The organism is Serratia sp. ID 25-353 (assembly GCF_054792795.1).
Genome location: NZ_CM139236.1, coordinates 3,068,020 through 3,086,327 on the forward strand (window position 1 = coordinate 3,068,020; position 18,308 = coordinate 3,086,327).

Sequence of the window (18,308 nt, forward strand, 5' to 3'; positions counted from 1 at the left end):
CCCATGACCAAACACTTAGCCAGACAACGTCTGGTGTACGCCGTCGTGCTTGGCCTGTTGGCCGCGCTGGGGCCGCTGTGCACCGATCTCTACCTGCCCGCCCTGCCGGAAATGGCGGGCGAGCTGAATACCTCCACCGCCGCCGCGCAGCTCAGCCTGACCGCCGGGCTGCTCGGTCTGGGCGTCGGCCAGCTGATTTTCGGCCCTTACAGCGACAAACTGGGCCGCATGCGCCCGCTGTTGCTGTCGCTGATCCTGCTGCTGGGCGCTTCGCTGTGGTGTGCCTTCGCGCCCACCATCGACCAATTGCTGATCGCCCGTCTGCTTCAGGGCATCGCCGGTGCCGGTGGCGCGGTGATTTCCCGCGCCATTGCCCGCGATCTGTACGCCGGCCATGAGCTGACCCGCTTCTTCGCCCTGCTGATGCTGGTCAACGGCCTGGCGCCGATCGTCGCGCCGGTACTGGGCGGCGTTATGCTGCAGGTGATGAACTGGCGCGGTATCTTCGGCGTGCTGGCGGCCATCGCCGTGCTGCTGTTCAGCCTGTCGGCGCTGAAACTGCGCGAATCCCTGCCGGTAGAACGCCGCAGCCAGGGCGGTATCCTGGCGATGTTGATGTCGCTGGGCAGTCTGTTGACCCAACGCTACTTCATGGGCCTGTGCCTGACGCAGGGCTTCGTGATGGCCGGCATGTTCGCCTATATCGGCGCCTCGCCTTTCGTCTTGCAGCAGATCTACGGCCTCAGCCCGCAGATGTTCAGCCTGTGTTTCGCCATTAACGGCGTCGGGCTGATCATTGCGGCGCAGCTGGCCAGCCGCCTCAGTTCACGTTGGGGGGAGCGTCGGGTGTTGAGGGGCGGGCTAACGCTGGCGGCCGTCGCGTCGCTGTTGCTGCTGTTGGCCGCCGCGCTGCATGCGCCACTGGTATTGTTGCTGGTCCCGCTGTTCTTTTCGGTGGCGGTGATCGGCATCGTCGGCCCGACCGCCTCTTCGCTGGCCATGCAAAGCCAGGGTGACAAAGCGGGCAGCGCGTCGGCCTTGATCGGCGTGTGCATGTTCGCGCTCGGTGCCTGCGCCGTGCCGCTCACCGGGTTGGGCGGCACTTCCAGCCTGTCGATGGCGCTGACCATCGTCGGCTGCTACGCCGTCGCCATCCTGCTGTTCAGTCTGTTAGGCCGCCGTAGCGAGGCATAACGTACCCAATAAAAAACCCGCTCAATGAGCGGGTTTTAAGAAATTCAGCTACGCAGCTTAGATAGCAGTAACGTTAGCGGCAGATGGGCCTTTGGCACCGTTCGTGATTTCAAATTCTACACGCTGGCCTTCAGCAAGCGTTTTGAAACCGTTGCTAACGATGGCAGAGAAGTGAACGAAAACGTCCTTGCTACCATCTTCCGGAGTAATGAAACCGAAGCCTTTGGATTCATTAAACCACTTAACGCTACCTTTAATCTTAGACATCAAACTTACCTTTAACGTGAATGAAAGACACAAAACCTGTGTCGATTACAGTACAGCAAGCAGGCAGGATTTTGTCCACCACCGCGATCACAGAAATCCGATAAAGAGTGAAAAAATCCGTGTTGTCCGGTGTAAATGCATTGCACCGGTTGCGATAAGTTACCGTTCCAGGTCAATCCTCTCCATGCGCCGGCGAACAACGCGCGAACGCCCAAACCCGCCCGCTTACCCCAGCATTGACGCACCCGTGCAGACGCAATCGCTATGAAATATAACCAGATGGTCTTTTTGCTTCGGCGGCCGCTGCACTAGGGTTAGGGTTTATTTCCCACTGTGAGCCAAGCCTATGACCAGCCAGTTGGCAGACAAAATCATCGCCTATCGGCGTGAGCTGCACCAAAACCCGGAGCTTTCCAATCACGAATTCGCCACCACCGCCCGGCTGACGCGCTGGCTGCAAGAGGCGGGCATTCGTCTGCTGCCGCTGGCGCTGAAAACCGGCGTCGTGGCGGAGATCGGCAGCGGCAAGGAGCCGATTATCGCGCTGCGCGGCGACATCGACGCCCTGCCGATCGACGAAATAGCCGACGTGCCCTTCAGCTCGCAAAACCACGGCGTGATGCACGCCTGCGGCCACGACTTTCATACCTCGGTGATGCTCGGCGCCGCACACCTGCTGAAAGCGCGTGAGGCCGACCTGCCCGGCACGGTACGCATCTTCTTCCAGCCGGCGGAAGAGACCTTCAACGGCGCCCGGCACCTGATCGACGCCGGCGCACTGGATAACGTCGCGGCGGTATTTGGCCTGCATAATGCGCCGGAGCTGCCCACCGGCACTTTCGCCACCCGCGCAGGGCCGTTCTACGCCAACGTCGATCGCTTCCAGATCCTCATCACCGGCAAGGGCGCCCACGCCGCCAAACCGGAACAGGGCGTCGACACCATCGTCACCGCCAGCCAGATCGTCGGCGCGCTGCAGACGCTGCCCAGCCGCAGCTTCAGCTCGCTGGAATCACTGGTGGTGAGCGTAACGCGCATCGAAGGCGGCAATACCTGGAACGTGCTGCCGCAAACCGTGGAGCTGGAAGGCACGGTGCGCACCCACAGCGATGCGGTGCGCCGCCAGGTGCCGGACAAAATTCGCCAGGTGATCGACGGCATTGCCGCCGCGCTGGGCGCACAGGCCGAACTCCGCTGGCAGCCGGGGCCGCCGGCGGTGATCAATGACCCCCATTGGGCGGCGTTCAGCAAAACCGTCGCCGCCGAGGCCGGCTACCAGGTCGAAGAGGCGGACTTGCAGATGGGCGGTGAAGATTTCGCGCTGTATCTGCATCACGTGCCGGGCGTATTCGTCAGCATCGGCTCCGCCAGCGAGTTCGGTCTGCATCATCCGCGTTTCAATCCCGATGAACGCGCCCTGTTCCCCGCCGCGCAATATTTCACGCTGCTGGCGGAACGCACGCTGCAACAATTAACCACCGCGCCGGAAAAAGCCCTCAGCAACGCCTGAATAATGAAAAGTAGTATTTCCCCGACGCCGCACATGCCGCGTCGGGCTTTATTATTTCACCCGTCATGATATTTGCAGTTTTCAACATTTGAATATGCTGTTTTGTTGTTTTACATCCCGCCGCCGCTCATCAATAGTGAACCCATCAGACACCGCGCGCCTCTGCGGCGCATGACAGGATAATCACGATGAGCGACAACGCGAATAATCAACGGCAATTGCGCCTGGGCGCCATTCTGCATGGCGCATCGGGAAATATGTCCGCCTGGCGCCATCCGGACGCCACCGCCGACGCCAGCATTAACCTCGAATTTAATATCGCCTCGGCGAAAAAAGCCGAACAGGGGAAATTCGATTTCGTCTTCGTCGCAGATGGGTTATATATCAACGAAAAATCCATTCCGCATTTTCTTAATCGTTTCGAACCGCTCACCCTGCTGGCAGCGCTGTCCGCCGCCACCGATAAAATCGGCCTGGTGGGCACCCTCTCCACCTCCTATAGCGATCCGTTCACCGTCGCCCGCCAGTTCGCCAGCCTCGATCACCTGAGCAACGGCCGCGCCGGCTGGAACGTGGTGACGTCGCCGCTGGAAGGCTCGGCCAAAAACTTCTCGCGCACAGAACACCCGGAACACAGCCTGCGTTACCGTATCGCCGGCGAATTTCTCGACGTCGCCAAAGGGCTGTGGGATTCCTGGGAAGACGACGCTTTCGTGCGTAATAAGGCCAGCGGCGAATTCTTCCGCACCGGCAAACTGCACACTCTCAATCACCAGGGGGAGTTTTTCTCGGTGCAGGGGCCGCTGAACATCGGCCGCACGCCGCAGGGGCGCCCGATCCTGTTCCAGGCCGGCGCCTCAGAAGACGGCAAGCATCTGGCGGCCCAACACGCCGATGCGATCTTCACCCATCACGACACGCTTGAGCAGGCACAGGATTTCTATCAGGACGTGAAGCGGCAGCTGGTGGAACAGGGGCGCGAACCGGACGACCTGCGCATTTTCCAGGGCGTCAGCGTGATCGTCGGCGACGACGACGCGGACGTCGAGCGCCAGTACCAGGAGACCGCCCGCTTGGTCAGCATCGAGAATGCCCTCAACTACCTCGGCCGCTACTTCGAGCATTACGACTTCGCCCGTCATCCGCTGGACGCGCCCTTCCCGGACATCGGCGATCTGGGGCAAAACAGCTTCCGCAGCACCACCGACGCCATCAAGCGCAGCGCCCGCGAGCGTAATCTCACGCTGCGCCAGGTAGCGCTGGAGGCCGCCTCGCCGCGCCCGGTGTTCAGCGGCACGCCGGAAGCGGTGGCGGACGGTCTGCAACGCTGGTTCGACGGCAAAGCCGCCGACGGTTTCATCATCAGCGGCGGTACGCCCAACGCCTTCGGCCACTTCGTCGATCGGGTGGTGCCCGTCCTGCAACAACGTGGCCTGTTCCGCCAGGCGTACCACGGCGACACGCTGCGCGAACACCTGGGCCTGAAGCGCCCGTTGAACAGATTCACCCAATAATAAGATCGCTTTCAGGGATACCCGCTATGCAGAAAACCGTTACCGCCGCCCTCGTGGCGGCCTTGCTGAGCCTGACCGGCGCCGCGCAGGCGGGCACCGGCATCGATTTACAGGCCAATGAAATCCCGATCCACGCGCCGAAAAATCCTCAGGCGATCGCCAAAATGCCGGCCGATTTCCACTTCGTGAAGCCGGGCCAATTCACCGTCGCGATCGCCGCGCTCAACACGCCGCCGCTGGCGCTGTTCGCTGCCGACAACCGGCGGCTGATCGGCAGCGAAGTGGATATCGCGCAGCTGGTGGCCGACAGCCTGGGCCTAACGCTTAACGTGGTGCAAACCTCGTGGGAAGACTGGCCGCTCGGGGTGGTTTCCGGCAAGTATGATGCGGCCATCACCAACGTCACCGTGACCAAAGAGCGCAAAACCCGCTTCGACTTCGCCACCTACCGCATCGACTCGCTCGGCTTTTACGTCAAAACCGGCGGCAAGATCGCGACGATCAAACAGCCTGCCGATATCGCCGGATTAAAAATTATCGTCGGCTCCGGCACCAATCAGGAAGCCATCTTGCTGGCGTGGGACAAGCAGAATCAGCAGCAGGGGCTCAAACCCTTCCAGCCGATCTACGTGACCGACGATGCGGCCGCCACGCTGGCGATCCAGTCTGGTCGGGCCGACGCCTACTTCGGGCCGAACGTGCTTGGCGCCTATAAGGCGGCGCTGAACGGCCGCACCCGGCTGGCGGGCACGGTGGAAGGCGGTTGGCCCAAGGCGGCGCACATCGCCGTCACCACCCGTAAAGGCAACGGGCTGGTGCAGGCGGTGAACGAAGCGCTGAACGGCGCGATCCGCGGCGGGCAGTACGATCGGGTGCTCAACCGCTGGGGCGAGAGCGTCGAACGCCTTGCGCAGTCGGAAATCAACCCGCCCGGCCTGGGCGATTAGGAGCGCGCGATGACGCAAGACACCTTCATTCAAACGCTGCCGACCGATCCGCTGATCGCCCCGGTGATCGAGGGGCTGTTCGGCGAATATCGCCAGCGTTACGGCGACTATTTTGGTGACCAGGAACCGGAAGCGCTGGATCTGTACGCGCCGCCGCAAGGGGCCTTCATCGTGCTGTTGCGCGCCGGCACGCCGATCGCCATGGGCGCCTTCAAACGCTATGACGCACAAACCGCCGAGCTGAAGCGCATCTGGACGCGGGGCGATCTGCGGCGCCAGGGCCTGGCGCAGCGGGTGTTACAGCAGCTCGAAACGCTGGCGCTGGCGCAGGGATATCGCCGGCTCTATCTGACCACCGGTTTTCGCCAGCCCGAAGCGGTGGGCCTGTATCTGCGCAACGGGTATCAGCCGCAGTTCGATCCCACCGTCGACAGCGAGGTTTACAGCCGCCCGCCCTACGATGGCCGCCTGCCGTTCCGCAAAAGCCTGATTGCAGAGGACGCGTGTTGTTGCGCGTCGGAAAGGAAAATCGCCTAAGGCCCCTTTATCTGTATCAGGAGACATAAAATGTCCAAACAAGACGTCTTGAAAGTGGTGCCCGCCCGCTATCCGCTGCGGCTGATCGGCGCGCTGTTTTCGCTGTTTATTCTGGCCGCCATCGTGCAATCGGTGGCGGGCAACGCGCGCTGGGAATGGGGCGTGTTCGCCGAATGGTTCTTCGCGCCGGCGGTGCTGGCGGGGCTGGGGCAAACCCTGCTGCTGACGCTGCTCGGCACGTTGTTCAGCATCCTGTTCGGCACCCTGCTGGCGCTGGCGCGGCTGTCGCGCTCTTACCTGTTGGCGTCGCTGGCCTGGGGTTATATCTGGCTGTTTCGCTCACTGCCGCTGATTCTGGTGCTGATCATTCTGTACAACTTTTCCTACCTGTACGAGGCCATCTCGCTGGGCATTCCCTTCACTTCCGTGGTGTTCGCCAGCTACCCGACCATCGACATTCTCGGCCAGTTCGCCGTGGCGGTGCTGGGCCTGACGCTGGTGCAGTCCGCCTACACCGCCGAGATCATCCGCGGCGGCATCCTGGGTGTGGATTACGGTCAGCACGAAGCGGCGGCGGCGCTGGGCCTGCCGGGCTATCGCCGCACCTTCCGCATCATTCTGCCGCAGGCGCTGCGCTCCATTATTCCGACCGGCTTCAACGAGATCATCAGCCTGGCGAAAGGCACCTCAATCGTTTACGTGCTGGCGCTGCCGGAGCTGTTTTACACCATTCAGGTGATCTATAACCGCACCCAGCAGGTGATACCGCTGCTGATGGTCGCCACCGTCTGGTATCTGTTCATCACCACCGCACTGTCGGTGATCCAATACTACATCGAGCGCTATTTCGCCCGAGGCGCAGTGCGCGAACTGCCGCCGACGCCCTGGCAGAAACTGGCCGGCTGGCTAAAACGTTAGGAGACCCACATGTCTGAAGCCATTGATTATTATGCCTTGCCCGAGCAGCCGGCGCGCAATCTCACCCCGGTGCCGGCACGCGGCCTGATCGAAATCAGCAACGTCAGCAAGTTCTTCGGCAAACACAAAGCGTTGGACGACGTTAGCCTGACGCTGCAGCCGGGTACCGTGACCGTGATCCTCGGCCCTTCCGGTTCCGGCAAGTCGACGCTGCTGCGGGCGATCAACCACCTGGAGCGCGTCGATGAGGGGTTTATCCGCATCGACGGCGACTACGTCGGCTATCGCCGCAAGGGCAACCGGCTGTATGAGCTGAAGGAAAAGGCCATCCTTCGGCAACGCATCAACGTCGGCTATGTGTTCCAGAACTTCAACCTGTTCCCGCACCTGACGGTGCTGGAAAACATCATCGAAGCGCCGGTGGTGCACAAGATCCACTCCCGCGAACGGGCGAAAGCGGTGGCCTATGAACTGCTGGATACCGTCGGGCTGCGCCACAAGGCGGATGCCTACCCGCGCCACCTCTCCGGCGGCCAACAGCAGCGCATCGCCATCGCGCGTGCGCTGGCACTGAACCCGAAGGTGATCCTGTTCGATGAACCGACCTCCGCGCTCGATCCTGAGCTGGTCGGCGAAGTGCTGGACGTGATAAAGGGGTTGGCGGATCTGGGCGTCACGCTGGTGGTGGTTACCCATGAAATCGGCTTTGCGCGCGAAGCGGCGGATCGGGTGGTGTTTATGGTCGACGGGCAGATTGTCGAGCAGGGCGATGCCAGGCAAGTGCTGGCTCAGCCGCAACATCCGCGCACCGTCAACTTCCTCAACAAAGTGCTGTGATCGTCGGGGCGCCGCGGCGCCCCGTACCCGAGCCGCTTACCGGCCGGCGAAACGCCGCTTCTCGGCGGCGAAATCCAGTGGGCGGATCCCCTGCTGGTTTTTGTCCTCGTCGGTCAGCAGCGCCGGCGGAATAAACCAGGTCACCTCGAACAGCAGCCCGTCCGGATCGTGACCATAAATGCTCTTGTGCACACCGTGATCCTCTTCCAGCCCGAGAATGCCGCGTTCGGCCAACTGGTGACGAATGCGCTCCAGCTCCTCCAGGCTGTCCACTTCCCAGGCCAGATGGTACAGCCCAGCCGGTGGCTCATGCTCCGCCGGCGGCTCGTTGTTGGCGCGAAAGACCCCGGCGCGCTGCTGGCCCAGGTTCTTGCTGAACAGCGCCAAATCGTGATCGTTGTCCGAATCGGCGGCCTGGGTAAACACCGCCCGATCGGGACTGTCGGACGGCTTGAGCTTAAACCCCAACACCTGATGATAAAAGTCGGCGCTCTGCCGCACGTCGCTGACATACAGCACGGCGTGATTGAGACGTTTGATGCCCATCGATATTCCTTTTTCGCATTGAATGAAGTCAGCATGAACATAGCATGTGGGGGGAAAGCCGCTAAATGCCGTTATCGCATGACTAAATGCCGCCCGCGCAATCTGTCGCTGCAAGGCATTCCGCGCTATCATAAGCGCTGTATAGAACCCTTTTGTGAGAATAGCGATGAACGGCAAGATAACGACTTTTTTTGAAGACAAAGGCTTCGGCTTTATTACCGACGAGAACGGAGAAAATCGTTATTTTCACGTGATTAAAGTGCAAAACCCGGAGCTGATTAAGAAAAACGCAGCGGTGACCTTCGAACCGACCAACAACACCAAAGGCCCGTCGGCTTATGCGGTCAAAGTATTGGCGCCCAGCAAATACATCATCATCGCCAATGAAAGAATCAAGATCACCAGCATCAAGTCTTTCAATACTTTCACCAAGGAAGTGCCGGTCAAAGCCGACGTGGATAAAGAGAACACCGTGCTGTCGGTCGGCCTGCTGATGAACCGCATTCGCCCGCAGTCAGAAGACCAAGCGCAGGCCATGCAAACGCTGCGCATGCTGACCATCACCACCTTCCAGAACACCACCCATACCTTCTCCGAGCACGAGATCGATATGGATGAGACCATCAAGGCGCTGAAGAGCCTGTAAGCAGCGATGTGCAGAAAATAACCAACGTAATTTATCGTCTCCTGTGTTAGCGTGAGTTTTCACCTGGCACAGGCTATCGATATGTCCGATTCCCACAGCGTCAAAGGTTTTACCAACCGTTCCACCAACATCGTCTGCCCTAAATGCGGCTATGTTACCCGGCAGAAATGCGCGGCGATGCTGCAAGACGTAATACTGATTTGCCCTAATTGCGAGACCCGATTCGAACCCAGACAGGGCTGAAAACGCTTAGCGAAACAGGATATGCTCGACGCTGTTGCCGCTCACCACGTTGAACGACTCCACCCGATTACGCCCCTGCGATTTGGCGCGATACAGCGCGATATCCGCCATATTCATCAACTGCTCCAGCGATTTGACCTCGTTCATCGCCAGGCTGGCGACGCCGACGCTGATGGTGATTTTCAGCGTCTGTTTGCCCTCCGCCTGCAGCTGCGCCTGCTCCACCAGCCGGCGCAGATGCTCCCCCAGCGCCACGCCCTGCGCCGCCAGCGCGCGCGGCAGCATGATGGCGAACTCTTCCCCGCCCAGGCGGCCGAACAGCTGATCGTGGCGCAGTTCGCGCCGCACGATGTGCGCGAACGACGCCAAAACCTGATCGCCGGCGCTGTGGCCGTGCGTATCGTTGATCTGCTTGAAATGATCGATGTCGATCAGCAGGAGCGACACCGCCTCTTTCGAGCGGTGCTTGTGCTCCAGCAGCTCGCCCGCTTTGCGCGTCATCGCGCTGCGCGCCAGCACCCCGGTCAGAAAATCGTGGTTGGCGCTGTGCTCCAGACGCCGCATCAGCTTGCGATTGGCGGCGATAGAGCTGGCGAGGATCAGCGGCCCCATCACCAGCATGGCGATGCCCAAGCGGGCGGACATCAGCGTGTCGAGGAAGGCGTTGTGGTTGTTCGGCGTTTCGTACAGCACCAGGTTGGCGGAAATGCTGCTGATTTCGGTCATGCCGGTCAACAGCGTCAGCAACGTCACGGGGAACAGCGGGTAGCGCACCGCGCACCACAGCAGCGCCGGGATCGGGAAGGCGATGGCGCCCGGCCCGCCGATATAGACGCTGAACACCAGCGACAGCAGCAGCGCCAGCAGCGGCAGGCAGCCTTTCAAACGCCAACGCACCTGCATGCGCAACAGCTGCTTCAGCCGCGGCGCCGCCATCAGCACCGGCAACAGCAGCAAGGTCGTCGAGAACTGCTCGCTGAACCAGGCCAGCCAGGCAACCACCACCGTGTTGTTGTACAGGCTGTCGTTGCGCAGCACCGACAGCGTCGACGCCACCGCCGCACCGGCCAGACTGGCGCTGAACATATAGAGTATCGCCTGGGGTTTACCCATGCGCCGTTGAGACTGGGGCAGCATCAGCATGATGCCGTAACCGACGGCGATCAGCGACATGTTGCAGGCGTTCAGCCACAGCGCCAGGGACCAGCCTTCGCCGGTGCTGAGATCGGCGGCGACCATGCCCAGATAGGTGGTAAGCCAGCCGAGCGGCGTGGCATAAACGGGTTTGCGCAGCAGCAGGCCGAGCAGAATCGCATTCACCGGCCAAAATAAGGAAAGCGAGCCAATCGGTCGGCTAAGAATACCCACCAGAGAAAGTAAAAAAGCCAGCATGAAAAGATTGATCAGCTGAACCGTTAGCGGCAGGCCATGCCTGGCGTTTATTCTGGCGTTCATCGCCTCGCCCATATTTTGCTAATAACCAGAATAATAATATGCATACTCTCTCGCCCGGCCAGTGAGGGATAGTCAATTCGAATTTCAACCAAAAAAGCCAGACAAATCAATAATAAAAATAGTTAACATTTAATTAACAGACTTTTCTTAGCCTGATGCGACCGCGGCGGTCTCACCCGCATAGCGTCAGCAAATAATGCCGACTCTGCTGTCAGCATAGCGCATAGCGTAATAGGCCGCCGACGGCGTTAATTACATTAATAAGCTTGTGGTTATTGGTCGTTGAATGATGTTTGAATAACTGCGCGATTATTTTCCTGCAACTGGGCCGCCCGTGCAATAACAACCCAAAAAAAGCCCGCATAGCGCGGGCTTGCCTGAACAACAGCAAATCGACAGTTACAACACGGCCATGCATTGCATGCTCGTGCTGCCGCGCAGTATAGCGGTGAAAGCTTAAGCGGACCTTAGCAACAAAAAACCCGGCCTAGGAACCGGGAATATTTGTACGAAATGCAGTGTTAGCCCAAGCAGGCTAATAACATTTCGCAGCTTACACGCCAATTGTGCAGAGAAAATGAACGCGGCGTCCGTTCAACCGCACCGCCGCTCTCTCTGCACGGAAGGCCTTACGCCAGTTTGGCGGCAAAGCCCGCTACGCGCTGACCATAGAGCTTGGCGGTCGCCAGATCGCCCGACAACATCTCATCCACGCCGGCATCCGCCGGGGTCTGCACCAGCAGCCCCACCGAACCGCCCAGGTTATTGACGTCGGTGCGCTGCGCCGATTTGGTGTTGGCCGGCAGCAGCCCCAGGCTGACCCACAGGCCACCATGTTGCGAAGCCAGCGTCTGCAGCGCGATCAGCGTCACCTGCTTGTCGCCGTTCAGGCTGGCGCTGTTGGTAAAGCCGCCGAACACTTTGTCCTGCCACTTGCGGCCGAACCAGGCCTTAGAGCTCGCGTCGGCGAACTTCTTGAACTGCCACGACGGGCCCCCCATATAGGTTGGCGAACCAAAGATGATGGCGTCCGCCTCATCCAGCGTCTGCCAGGCTTCGTCGCTGATATCACCGTTCTGATCGATGGCGATCAGTTCCGCCCCGGCACCTTCCGCTACCACTTTCGCCAAACGCTCGGTATGGCCGTAGCCGGAATGAAACACCACTACTGTCTTCGCCATAGAAATTCTCCACTCATTGCACAAAGGCACCGACGGCACCCCTCTCGCGTTCAATCTAATCAAGCGCGCAGCGGCTGAATACCGAATAAAACTGACGGTGTTATTCAAAAAAATCGCGTTACACGCCCTGCTCTGCCGGTTGACGAGCAAAGTCGATAAAAGCGCGCAGCGGGCGCGGCATTTGGCGATTTGCCGGATAGTACAGATAGAAACCGGGGAACGGCGGCGTCCAGGCATCGAGCAGCGGCAACAACCGGCCATCGGCCATACCGGCGGCAACCTGTTGCTCAAACAGGTAGGCAATGCCAGCCCCATCCATCGCAGCCCGCACCAAGACTTCCGGCTCATCGACTATCACCGGCCCTTCCACGGCGATCTCCTGCTTTTCACCGTCGCGCTCAAATTCCCAGCGATACAAACTGCCGTTGGTCGGCCAGCGGTAATTCAAACAGCGATGTCGATGCAGGTCGCTCGGTGTTAACGGCCGGCCGTGACGCGCCAAGTACGCCGGCGAAGCGACGACGCGCATCCGCACCTCCCCGCCCAGTTTGACCGCCACCATATCTTTCGCCAGTTTCTCGTGCAGCCGCACGCCGGCGTCAAAACCGCCGGCAACGATATCCACCAGCCGCTCCTCAACATTAAGATCGAGCGTAATATCGGGGTATTGATGATGAAACGGCGCGATCAAGGGCGCCAGAAAATGCAACGCCGCCACGCGGGTTACGTTAAGCCGCAAAAGACCTGAGGGGTTCTGGCGTTGCTCTACCGCCTGCGCCACCGCCGCGTCGATCTCGGCCATCGCGGGCGTCAGGCGCGCCAACATCAGTCTTCCGGCTTCAGTCGGCGCCACGCTGCGAGTGGTGCGATTCAGTAAACGCACGCCCAGACGCGCCTCCAGGTTGCGCAGCGTTTGGCTGAGCGCCGAAGCGGACACGCCCAAATGTGCGGCGGCACGGGCGAAACCGCCGTGCTCAACAATCGCGGCAAAGGCGCGCAACTCGGCGAAATCACTGCCCCTCATTATGCTCTCTCTCCTTAATAATTCATGAAGATTATAGCGCATTCCTTAAACAACCTGCGGGCGCTATCGTAGACGCTACCTACACGGGAGAATGCCTATGAACACCTCACTATCGCTGGATCACTATCGTTTATTGGGCCGTTCCGGCCTGCGCGTTTCACCGCTGGCACTGGGCACCATGACCTTCGGCGCCGACTGGGGTTGGGGTGCCGAACAGGCCGAGGCTCGGCGCCTGTTTGACGTTTATGTCGAACGCGGCGGCAACTTTATCGATACCGCCAACCGCTATACCGAGGGCAGCGCCGAACGTTTCGTGGGGGAATTCGCCACCGGGCGCCGCGATCGGCTGGTGATCGCCACCAAATACACCCTGCCGATGCAGCCGGACGATCCCAATTCCGGCGGCAACCATCGCAAAAGCATGCTGCGATCGGTTGAAGAAAGCCTGCAACGGCTCAATACCGACTACATCGACCTGCTCTATCTGCACGCCTGGGATTTCACCACCCCGGTGGAAGAGATCATGCGCGCCCTGGACGACCTGGTGCGCGCCGGGAAAGTGCTGTATGTGGCGGTGTCCGATCTCCCCGCCTGGCAGGCGTCCAGAATGCAAATGCTGGCGGACCTGCGCGGCTGGTCACCGCTGATCGCCCTGCAAATCGAGTACAGCCTGCTGGAGCGCACCGTCGAACGCGAACTGCTGCCGATGGCGCAAGAATTGGGGTTAGGCGTGATCCCCTGGTCGCCGCTGGCCGGCGGCGTATTAAGCGGCAAATACCGGCGACAGGATCTGCAACCGTCGCCGGATGAAGCGCGCACTCGGCGCGAAGCCGTGCGCGCCAAGGGGACATTGAACGCACGCAATCTCGGTATCGCCGACGCCGTCAACCAGATAGCTCACGAGACCGGGTATACCCCATCACAAATCGCGCTAGCCTGGACTCTGCGTCACCCGACGGTTACCGCGCCGATTGTCGGCGCCCGTACCCTGTCGCAATTGGAAGATAACCTCGGTGCATTGAAGGTGGCGCTGGCGGAAGATCATTGGCGACGGTTGGACGATCTCAGCGCCATCGAGCTGGGATTCCCGCACGATTTTCTCGCCCTGCCGGTCACCCGCAACATCATGACCGGCGGCGTGCATCTCGCCCGGCGCAGATAAAAAAAATCCCGCACAAGGCGGGATAAACTTAACAGGGATGGGGTAATACACTACAGGGAATGGATAACACACAACATCATCGGGTAGAGCTACAGTACCAATCCCAATGTATAGAACTGTCATCCCCGCGTAAGTTTGCTCGGCCAGATGTAACGCCGAATGGGAAATATGACATTTTTCTCAACGCACCACGAACAGGCGTGACTCAAAACCGCCGCTTTTGAAGGTGCTGGTATTGACCCATCCCGGCGGCGAACGGCCGAAGTCCTGATTGAAATCGCCGCCGCTGACCAGCCAGACCCGGCGATGGGCTTTCGATAAAACGCTGAGCTTATCGACGTAGGTCTGCGCCGCCCGATCGTGGAAAAACGTGCCGAAACCATAGGCATTGGGCTTGCCCGAAATGCCGTTGGGCCTGGCCGGGGTATACAGCAGAGCGCGATAGCCCTTCTTGTTGTAATACACATAGCTGAGGTAGTTGAACATATTGCTGACCACCACCGCATCGTTGGGCTGATAGTGGCTGTTGATGTAGTGCACCATCGCCTTGAACTCATCTTTCTCGACCGGGTAATCGTTACGCACGCCGCAGCCGAACAGCAAACTGAAGAACAACAGCAAAGAGATCCCGCGCACCCGGCTTTTCGTTCCTGCGTTCAGCACGCCCAACACCAACGGAATGCCGAGCGCAGCCGAGTAGAGATAGCGATCGACAAACAGCGGCGAACGCCAGGAAATGGCGAATACCAACGTCACCGGGATCAGAATGCCGCCGAGCAGCAGCAGCGAGAATGTTCTCGGCGTCTCCCGCCGCCACAGTAGCAATGAACATAGGGCGATAAACATCGCCGGCAGCAGCCAGAGAATGACCGTCGGATAATTGCTGCCATCATGACCGGTGAGAAAACGCCAATACATCGCCGGCAGATCGCCCCAGGAAACCTGAGGGATCCAACCGACGTCGCCGCCGACCCGCAGCTCGGCGATATGCGCCAGCAGATTGAACAGCACCAGCAGCCAGGGAATGTAGGCCACCCCGATCGCCACATTGGCCAGCCACCACGCCGGCTGCTTGATGTAACGTACGCCTTCGCGGCGGCACGACAGCGCCAGCAGCACCAGCCAGTGAGCGATCAGCGTAAAAATCGTGAAGTAGTGGGTATAAAAACTCAGCGTCATCAATAACGCATACAGCGCCAGGTAACGGTGGTTATCCGGCGTTTTCAGCCACTTCGCCAACGCCATGGCGGCGGCGATCGCCAGCATCCCCATCAGCGCGTACATGCGCGCCTCCTGGCTGTAACGCACCGCCATCGGCATGATTGCCATCAGCCACCCCGCTATCAGCGCCGCCCGCTCATTGGCCAACCAACGGGTAAAGCGCATCGCCAGCACCACCGTCATTACGCCGAACACCAGGCTCAGCGAGCGGGCCGCCATGATGCCGTCTCCAAACAGCGCCATCCAGCCATGCAGCAACAGGTAATAAAGCGGCGGGTGAACATCGAAAGAAGCGTGGTACAGCAAAGCGCCCACGTCATAGCGGCTGGTCAGTACGCTGGAGGCTTCATCGCACCAAAAATACCGATCTGATAAGGAAATAAATCGCACGATCGCCGAAAACGCCACGATCGCCAACGCGAAATGTTTGTAACCGATGCCCTTTAAGCCATTGTTGCTCAAAGAAACATTCGATACCTGCTGCAGTGACATAACGGCATTCCGCCCAAGAGAACCACACCGTGTGGAGACGCAGCGTCATCATTGCCGACGGCGGGTAAATGGCGGGTAAATCGGTGCGAAAAAGTCGGTGCAATCACCGCGGCGCCGCGTGGCTCTCAGCGGATTTCAACGGTGATATCCGGGTAGGCTTTCTCGCCATCGCTGAGGTAATGCCCCAGCGCCCGGTAAGCCATGACGTACAGCACGGCGGCGGCGCACAGGCACAGCAAGGTCACGAGCAGGAATCTGGATTTGCGCACGATAGGCTCCACGGGGAAATTTTCGCCTATTGTAGCGCGGCAAAATAAACGAAAGTTCAATTGCCGGCGGGTCAAGCACCTCGCACCCACTCGGCGAGGCGGTTCGTATCATTTCTTCAACATGTAGATAAACGAATCGACGGTTTCGCCGCCGGCGGTGGTGACGCTGACCGCCACCCGCGCATAACCCTCGCCTTCGAACGCATCGAGAGTCGGCCAGTGATTGACGAGATTAGCTGAACGGAACAGAAAACCGTTCACCCGATTGCCGCTGTTATCCAGCACGATGCCCGGGTAGCCCATCTCGGCGCCCCAGCCTTGGTTAAGCAGCGATCCGCCGACGCTGCCTTCTTCCCAGCTGCCGCCGATGGCTTCCATAATGTGCGCGTTGGGTCTGCCCGGCCCCAGGGTGCCGTATACGAATAAGCTTTGCATTTTTCACTCTGCCACTGTCTTAAATTTAGCGAACGAACATAGCATGGCGCTCAATGGCGAGCCAACGGGAGTATGGATTACACAGTCGAATTTTCAAGGGAAAAAGTAGGGGGAAGAACATCAGGGAGTAATGGCACGCCCTATAGGATTCGAACCTATGACCTACGGCTTAGAAGGCCGTTGCTCTATCCAACTGAGCTAAGGGCGCATTGAGATGCGGCAACCTGCGGCTGCGGGTTGGGATTATACGGTCAGAGGTTAGCGAGTCAATGCCTTTTCATGACGTTACGGCGGCGGCCGTGCTTTATGGCGTTTTTTCCGCCAGCGCCCGCGCGGCGAGGGTTCCCGTCAACCGGTCGCCACGATGCTGAACCAGACCGACGCCTACGTAAATCGGCGCGCGTTCAGACCACTGCCGCACGTCGCCCCGCCACCGGCAAAGGTGAGCTGACTGCACCACCGCGGCGATGTTACCCCAATCCGCAAGCTCAACCCCCCGTGCGTTGCAGGTCGTCGCCATCCTTTCCCCCAGTGTAGCGTCAGGGCGTGCGCTGTTTAAAGAAGCCTGGCTCCACGGCGCCCAAACCAACAATAGCGTGCAGCCTACCCAGGCGCAGCCCTTCATGCGCACAGCCTCCGCCACAGCGCGCTCAAGCGCGCCCGCCACGACGGCGCTCCTTCATGCTTACCGAGCTGATGCAGCGCGGTGAGTTGCGCGCTGTCCGCCGGATGCAGCGAAGAATCGAACACCGTTTCTCCCATATGTTTAGGCTCCACCGGTTGCTCGCCAGGCTGGTGATGCAACGGATAAAGCCGGGTTATCGCTCTCATGATCCTGCCCTCTTTCGCCCTGTGTATGGCCCCAGCGTATGCAAATGCAGGTAAAAATGGCGTAGAGGATCCTGAGGCGGGCATAAAAAAAGCGTAAATCGCCGCCGGCAACGGTCGCGAGGGTGATTCTGCGCCTGACAGCGCGCTCAGCTTCTGCCAGAATAGCGGCATCCCCGCTTTTCTTAATTGATGGATTTCCACACTGATGTCAGCAAAGATTATTGATGGTAAAACGATTGCGCAGCAGGTTAGAAACGAAGTGGCTGAGCAAGTGAAACAACGTCTGGCGGCCGGCAAACGCGCCCCAGGGCTGGCGGTTGTGCTGGTCGGCGAGAACCCGGCTTCGCAAATTTACGTCGCCAGCAAGCGCCGCGCCTGCGATGAAGTCGGCTTCCTTTCCCGCTCCTACGACCTGCCCGCTGCCACCAGTGAAGCCGAGCTGCTGGCGTTGATCGACCAGCTGAACGCCGATGAGGAAATCGACGGCATTCTGGTGCAGCTGCCGCTGCCGGCCGGCATCGATAACGTCAAGGTGCTGGAACGCATCCACCCGGACAAAGACGTCGACGGCTTCCACCCATACAACGTCGGCCGCCTGTGCCAGCGCGCCCCTAAGCTGCGCCCGTGCACGCCGCGCGGCATCGTCACCCTGCTGGAGCGTTATAACATCGATACCTACGGCCTGAACGCCGTGGTGGTCGGCGCGTCCAACATCGTCGGCCGCCCGATGAGCATGGAGCTGCTGCTGGCCGGCTGCACCACCACCGTCACCCACCGCTTCACCAAGAATCTGCGTCATCACGTCGAGAACGCCGATCTGCTGGTGGTGGCGGTCGGTAAGCCGGGCTTCATTCCGGGCGACTGGATCAAACCGGGCGCCATCGTGGTGGACGTCGGCATCAACCGCTTGGAAAGCGGTAAAGTGGTGGGCGACGTCGATTTCGACGCCGCCAGCGAGCGCGCCGCCTACATCACCCCGGTGCCGGGTGGCGTTGGCCCGATGACCGTTGCTACACTGATCCAAAATACCTTGCAGGCCTGCGAGGAATATCACGACGTTCAACCTAAATAAGTAAGGC

At 60.0% G+C, this 18,308-nt stretch carries 20 protein-coding genes and 1 tRNA gene; 11 read left to right on the plus strand and 10 right to left on the minus strand.

The features are described from left to right. Positions 1-3 precede the first annotated feature (3 nt). Positions 4-1,194 carry a multidrug effflux MFS transporter gene (locus tag ACYF6X_RS14855; RefSeq protein WP_130017564.1) on the plus strand — a complete coding sequence of 397 codons (1,191 nt, stop codon included), beginning with the start codon at positions 4-6 and terminating at the stop codon, positions 1,192-1,194. Between the two features lie 57 nt (positions 1,195-1,251). Here the strand turns inward: ACYF6X_RS14855 and cspE are convergent, their stop codons facing one another. After that, on the minus strand, positions 1,252-1,461 hold the full coding sequence (cspE, locus tag ACYF6X_RS14860; protein ID WP_004940030.1) for a transcription antiterminator/RNA stability regulator CspE: 210 nt from the start codon (positions 1,459-1,461) through the stop codon (positions 1,252-1,254). Positions 1,462-1,807: 346 nt separating this feature from the next. Here cspE and ACYF6X_RS14865 point away from each other — a divergent pair, with 346 nt between their 5' ends. From ACYF6X_RS14865 to ACYF6X_RS14890, 6 genes are all read left to right on the plus strand, one after another. Then, positions 1,808-2,971 carry a M20 peptidase aminoacylase family protein gene (locus tag ACYF6X_RS14865; RefSeq protein WP_130017563.1) on the plus strand — a complete coding sequence of 388 codons (1,164 nt, stop codon included), beginning with the start codon at positions 1,808-1,810 and terminating at the stop codon, positions 2,969-2,971. Positions 2,972-3,159: 188 nt separating this feature from the next. Further along, positions 3,160-4,485, plus strand: coding sequence for an LLM class flavin-dependent oxidoreductase (locus ACYF6X_RS14870; protein WP_063991077.1), 1,326 nt, complete (start codon positions 3,160-3,162; stop codon positions 4,483-4,485). 26 nt (positions 4,486-4,511) lie between these two features. Further along, on the plus strand, positions 4,512-5,432 hold the full coding sequence (locus tag ACYF6X_RS14875) for an ABC transporter substrate-binding protein (RefSeq protein ID WP_130017562.1): 921 nt from the start codon (positions 4,512-4,514) through the stop codon (positions 5,430-5,432). Positions 5,433-5,441: 9 nt separating this feature from the next. Next, positions 5,442-5,969: a GNAT family N-acetyltransferase gene (locus tag ACYF6X_RS14880; protein ID WP_107227266.1), complete on the plus strand. Its 528-nt coding sequence runs from the start codon at positions 5,442-5,444 to the stop codon at positions 5,967-5,969. Positions 5,970-5,999: 30 nt separating this feature from the next. Then, entirely contained in the window at positions 6,000-6,887 is an 888-nt protein-coding gene (locus tag ACYF6X_RS14885) for an amino acid ABC transporter permease (protein WP_063991074.1), read from the plus strand. A 9-nt stretch (positions 6,888-6,896) separates the two neighbouring features. After that, positions 6,897-7,724, plus strand: coding sequence for an amino acid ABC transporter ATP-binding protein (locus ACYF6X_RS14890; protein ID WP_015376924.1), 828 nt, complete (start codon positions 6,897-6,899; stop codon positions 7,722-7,724). A 36-nt stretch (positions 7,725-7,760) separates the two neighbouring features. Here ACYF6X_RS14890 and ACYF6X_RS14895 read toward each other — a convergent pair whose 3' ends face one another. After that, a complete protein-coding gene (locus ACYF6X_RS14895) occupies positions 7,761-8,270 on the minus strand; it encodes a VOC family protein (RefSeq protein ID WP_038877409.1) in 510 nt (169 codons plus the stop codon). Positions 8,271-8,436: 166 nt separating this feature from the next. On the opposite strand from ACYF6X_RS14895, the gene ACYF6X_RS14900 reads away from it, so the two are divergent. Together ACYF6X_RS14900 and ACYF6X_RS14905 are read left to right on the plus strand one after the other, a co-directional pair. Further along, on the plus strand, positions 8,437-8,916 hold the full coding sequence (locus ACYF6X_RS14900; protein ID WP_004940042.1) for a cold-shock protein: 480 nt from the start codon (positions 8,437-8,439) through the stop codon (positions 8,914-8,916). Positions 8,917-8,997: 81 nt separating this feature from the next. Then, positions 8,998-9,159, plus strand: a complete 162-nt coding sequence (locus ACYF6X_RS14905; RefSeq protein ID WP_216637450.1) for a YnfU family zinc-binding protein — start codon at positions 8,998-9,000, stop codon at positions 9,157-9,159. Between the two features lie 6 nt (positions 9,160-9,165). Here ACYF6X_RS14905 and ACYF6X_RS14910 read toward each other — a convergent pair whose 3' ends face one another. From ACYF6X_RS14910 to ACYF6X_RS14920, 3 genes are all read right to left on the minus strand, one after another. Next, positions 9,166-10,614 carry a GGDEF domain-containing protein gene (locus ACYF6X_RS14910; RefSeq protein WP_063991178.1) on the minus strand — a complete coding sequence of 483 codons (1,449 nt, stop codon included), beginning with the start codon at positions 10,612-10,614 and terminating at the stop codon, positions 9,166-9,168. A gap of 629 nt (positions 10,615-11,243) precedes the next feature. Then, a complete protein-coding gene (locus ACYF6X_RS14915) occupies positions 11,244-11,795 on the minus strand; it encodes a flavodoxin family protein (RefSeq protein ID WP_004940045.1) in 552 nt (183 codons plus the stop codon). A gap of 118 nt (positions 11,796-11,913) precedes the next feature. After that, positions 11,914-12,819, minus strand: coding sequence for a LysR family transcriptional regulator (locus ACYF6X_RS14920; protein WP_063991072.1), 906 nt, complete (start codon positions 12,817-12,819; stop codon positions 11,914-11,916). A 97-nt stretch (positions 12,820-12,916) separates the two neighbouring features. Here ACYF6X_RS14920 and ACYF6X_RS14925 point away from each other — a divergent pair, with 97 nt between their 5' ends. After that, the gene (locus ACYF6X_RS14925) at positions 12,917-13,981 is read left to right on the plus strand and encodes an aldo/keto reductase (RefSeq protein WP_063991071.1); all 1,065 of its coding nucleotides are present in this window, start codon (positions 12,917-12,919) and stop codon (positions 13,979-13,981) included. A gap of 180 nt (positions 13,982-14,161) precedes the next feature. Here ACYF6X_RS14925 and ACYF6X_RS14930 read toward each other — a convergent pair whose 3' ends face one another. The 5 genes from ACYF6X_RS14930 to ACYF6X_RS14950 all read right to left on the minus strand — a co-directional run bounded on the left by ACYF6X_RS14930 (position 14,162) and on the right by ACYF6X_RS14950 (position 17,229). Continuing rightward, a complete protein-coding gene (locus ACYF6X_RS14930; RefSeq protein ID WP_130017561.1) occupies positions 14,162-15,694 on the minus strand; it encodes a glycosyltransferase family 39 protein in 1,533 nt (510 codons plus the stop codon). Between the two features lie 125 nt (positions 15,695-15,819). Then, positions 15,820-15,963 (minus strand): hypothetical protein, encoded by a 144-nt coding sequence (locus ACYF6X_RS14935; protein WP_162846218.1) that lies wholly within the window; start codon positions 15,961-15,963, stop codon positions 15,820-15,822. Positions 15,964-16,071: 108 nt separating this feature from the next. Then, positions 16,072-16,398 carry a gamma-glutamylcyclotransferase family protein gene (locus tag ACYF6X_RS14940; RefSeq protein ID WP_063991069.1) on the minus strand — a complete coding sequence of 109 codons (327 nt, stop codon included), beginning with the start codon at positions 16,396-16,398 and terminating at the stop codon, positions 16,072-16,074. Positions 16,399-16,529: 131 nt separating this feature from the next. Next, positions 16,530-16,606 (minus strand) — tRNA-Arg (locus ACYF6X_RS14945). A 413-nt stretch (positions 16,607-17,019) separates the two neighbouring features. Beyond that, positions 17,020-17,229 carry a hypothetical protein gene (locus ACYF6X_RS14950; protein WP_207221079.1) on the minus strand — a complete coding sequence of 70 codons (210 nt, stop codon included), beginning with the start codon at positions 17,227-17,229 and terminating at the stop codon, positions 17,020-17,022. Between the two features lie 205 nt (positions 17,230-17,434). On the opposite strand from ACYF6X_RS14950, the gene folD reads away from it, so the two are divergent. Continuing rightward, positions 17,435-18,301, plus strand: a complete 867-nt coding sequence (gene folD / locus ACYF6X_RS14955) for a bifunctional methylenetetrahydrofolate dehydrogenase/methenyltetrahydrofolate cyclohydrolase FolD (RefSeq protein ID WP_004940177.1) — start codon at positions 17,435-17,437, stop codon at positions 18,299-18,301. Positions 18,302-18,308: the final 7 nt, after the last annotated feature.

Excerpts from the sequence above, each read along its gene's own strand:
- ACYF6X_RS14920 (WP_063991072.1), bottom strand. The coding sequence starts at position 12,819 with ATGAGGGGCAGTGATTTCGCCGAGTTGCGCGCCTTTGCCGCGATTGTT.
- ACYF6X_RS14885 (WP_063991074.1), top strand. The coding sequence starts at position 6,000 with ATGTCCAAACAAGACGTCTTGAAAGTGGTGCCCGCCCGCTATCCGCTG.
- ACYF6X_RS14870 (WP_063991077.1), top strand. The coding sequence starts at position 3,160 with ATGAGCGACAACGCGAATAATCAACGGCAATTGCGCCTGGGCGCCATT.
- ACYF6X_RS14940 (WP_063991069.1), bottom strand. The coding sequence starts at position 16,398 with ATGCAAAGCTTATTCGTATACGGCACCCTGGGGCCGGGCAGACCCAAC.
- ACYF6X_RS14910 (WP_063991178.1), bottom strand. The coding sequence starts at position 10,614 with ATGAACGCCAGAATAAACGCCAGGCATGGCCTGCCGCTAACGGTTCAG.
- ACYF6X_RS14925 (WP_063991071.1), top strand. The coding sequence starts at position 12,917 with ATGAACACCTCACTATCGCTGGATCACTATCGTTTATTGGGCCGTTCC.
- ACYF6X_RS14890 (WP_015376924.1), top strand. The coding sequence starts at position 6,897 with ATGTCTGAAGCCATTGATTATTATGCCTTGCCCGAGCAGCCGGCGCGC.
- folD (WP_004940177.1), top strand. The coding sequence starts at position 17,435 with ATGTCAGCAAAGATTATTGATGGTAAAACGATTGCGCAGCAGGTTAGA.
- ACYF6X_RS14895 (WP_038877409.1), bottom strand. The coding sequence starts at position 8,270 with ATGGGCATCAAACGTCTCAATCACGCCGTGCTGTATGTCAGCGACGTG.
- ACYF6X_RS14855 (WP_130017564.1), top strand. The coding sequence starts at position 4 with ATGACCAAACACTTAGCCAGACAACGTCTGGTGTACGCCGTCGTGCTT.
- ACYF6X_RS14865 (WP_130017563.1), top strand. The coding sequence starts at position 1,808 with ATGACCAGCCAGTTGGCAGACAAAATCATCGCCTATCGGCGTGAGCTG.
- ACYF6X_RS14875 (WP_130017562.1), top strand. The coding sequence starts at position 4,512 with ATGCAGAAAACCGTTACCGCCGCCCTCGTGGCGGCCTTGCTGAGCCTG.
- ACYF6X_RS14900 (WP_004940042.1), top strand. The coding sequence starts at position 8,437 with ATGAACGGCAAGATAACGACTTTTTTTGAAGACAAAGGCTTCGGCTTT.
- cspE (WP_004940030.1), bottom strand. The coding sequence starts at position 1,461 with ATGTCTAAGATTAAAGGTAGCGTTAAGTGGTTTAATGAATCCAAAGGC.
- ACYF6X_RS14880 (WP_107227266.1), top strand. The coding sequence starts at position 5,442 with ATGACGCAAGACACCTTCATTCAAACGCTGCCGACCGATCCGCTGATC.
- ACYF6X_RS14905 (WP_216637450.1), top strand. The coding sequence starts at position 8,998 with ATGTCCGATTCCCACAGCGTCAAAGGTTTTACCAACCGTTCCACCAAC.
- ACYF6X_RS14915 (WP_004940045.1), bottom strand. The coding sequence starts at position 11,795 with ATGGCGAAGACAGTAGTGGTGTTTCATTCCGGCTACGGCCATACCGAG.
- ACYF6X_RS14930 (WP_130017561.1), bottom strand. The coding sequence starts at position 15,694 with ATGTCACTGCAGCAGGTATCGAATGTTTCTTTGAGCAACAATGGCTTA.
- ACYF6X_RS14950 (WP_207221079.1), bottom strand. The coding sequence starts at position 17,229 with ATGAGAGCGATAACCCGGCTTTATCCGTTGCATCACCAGCCTGGCGAG.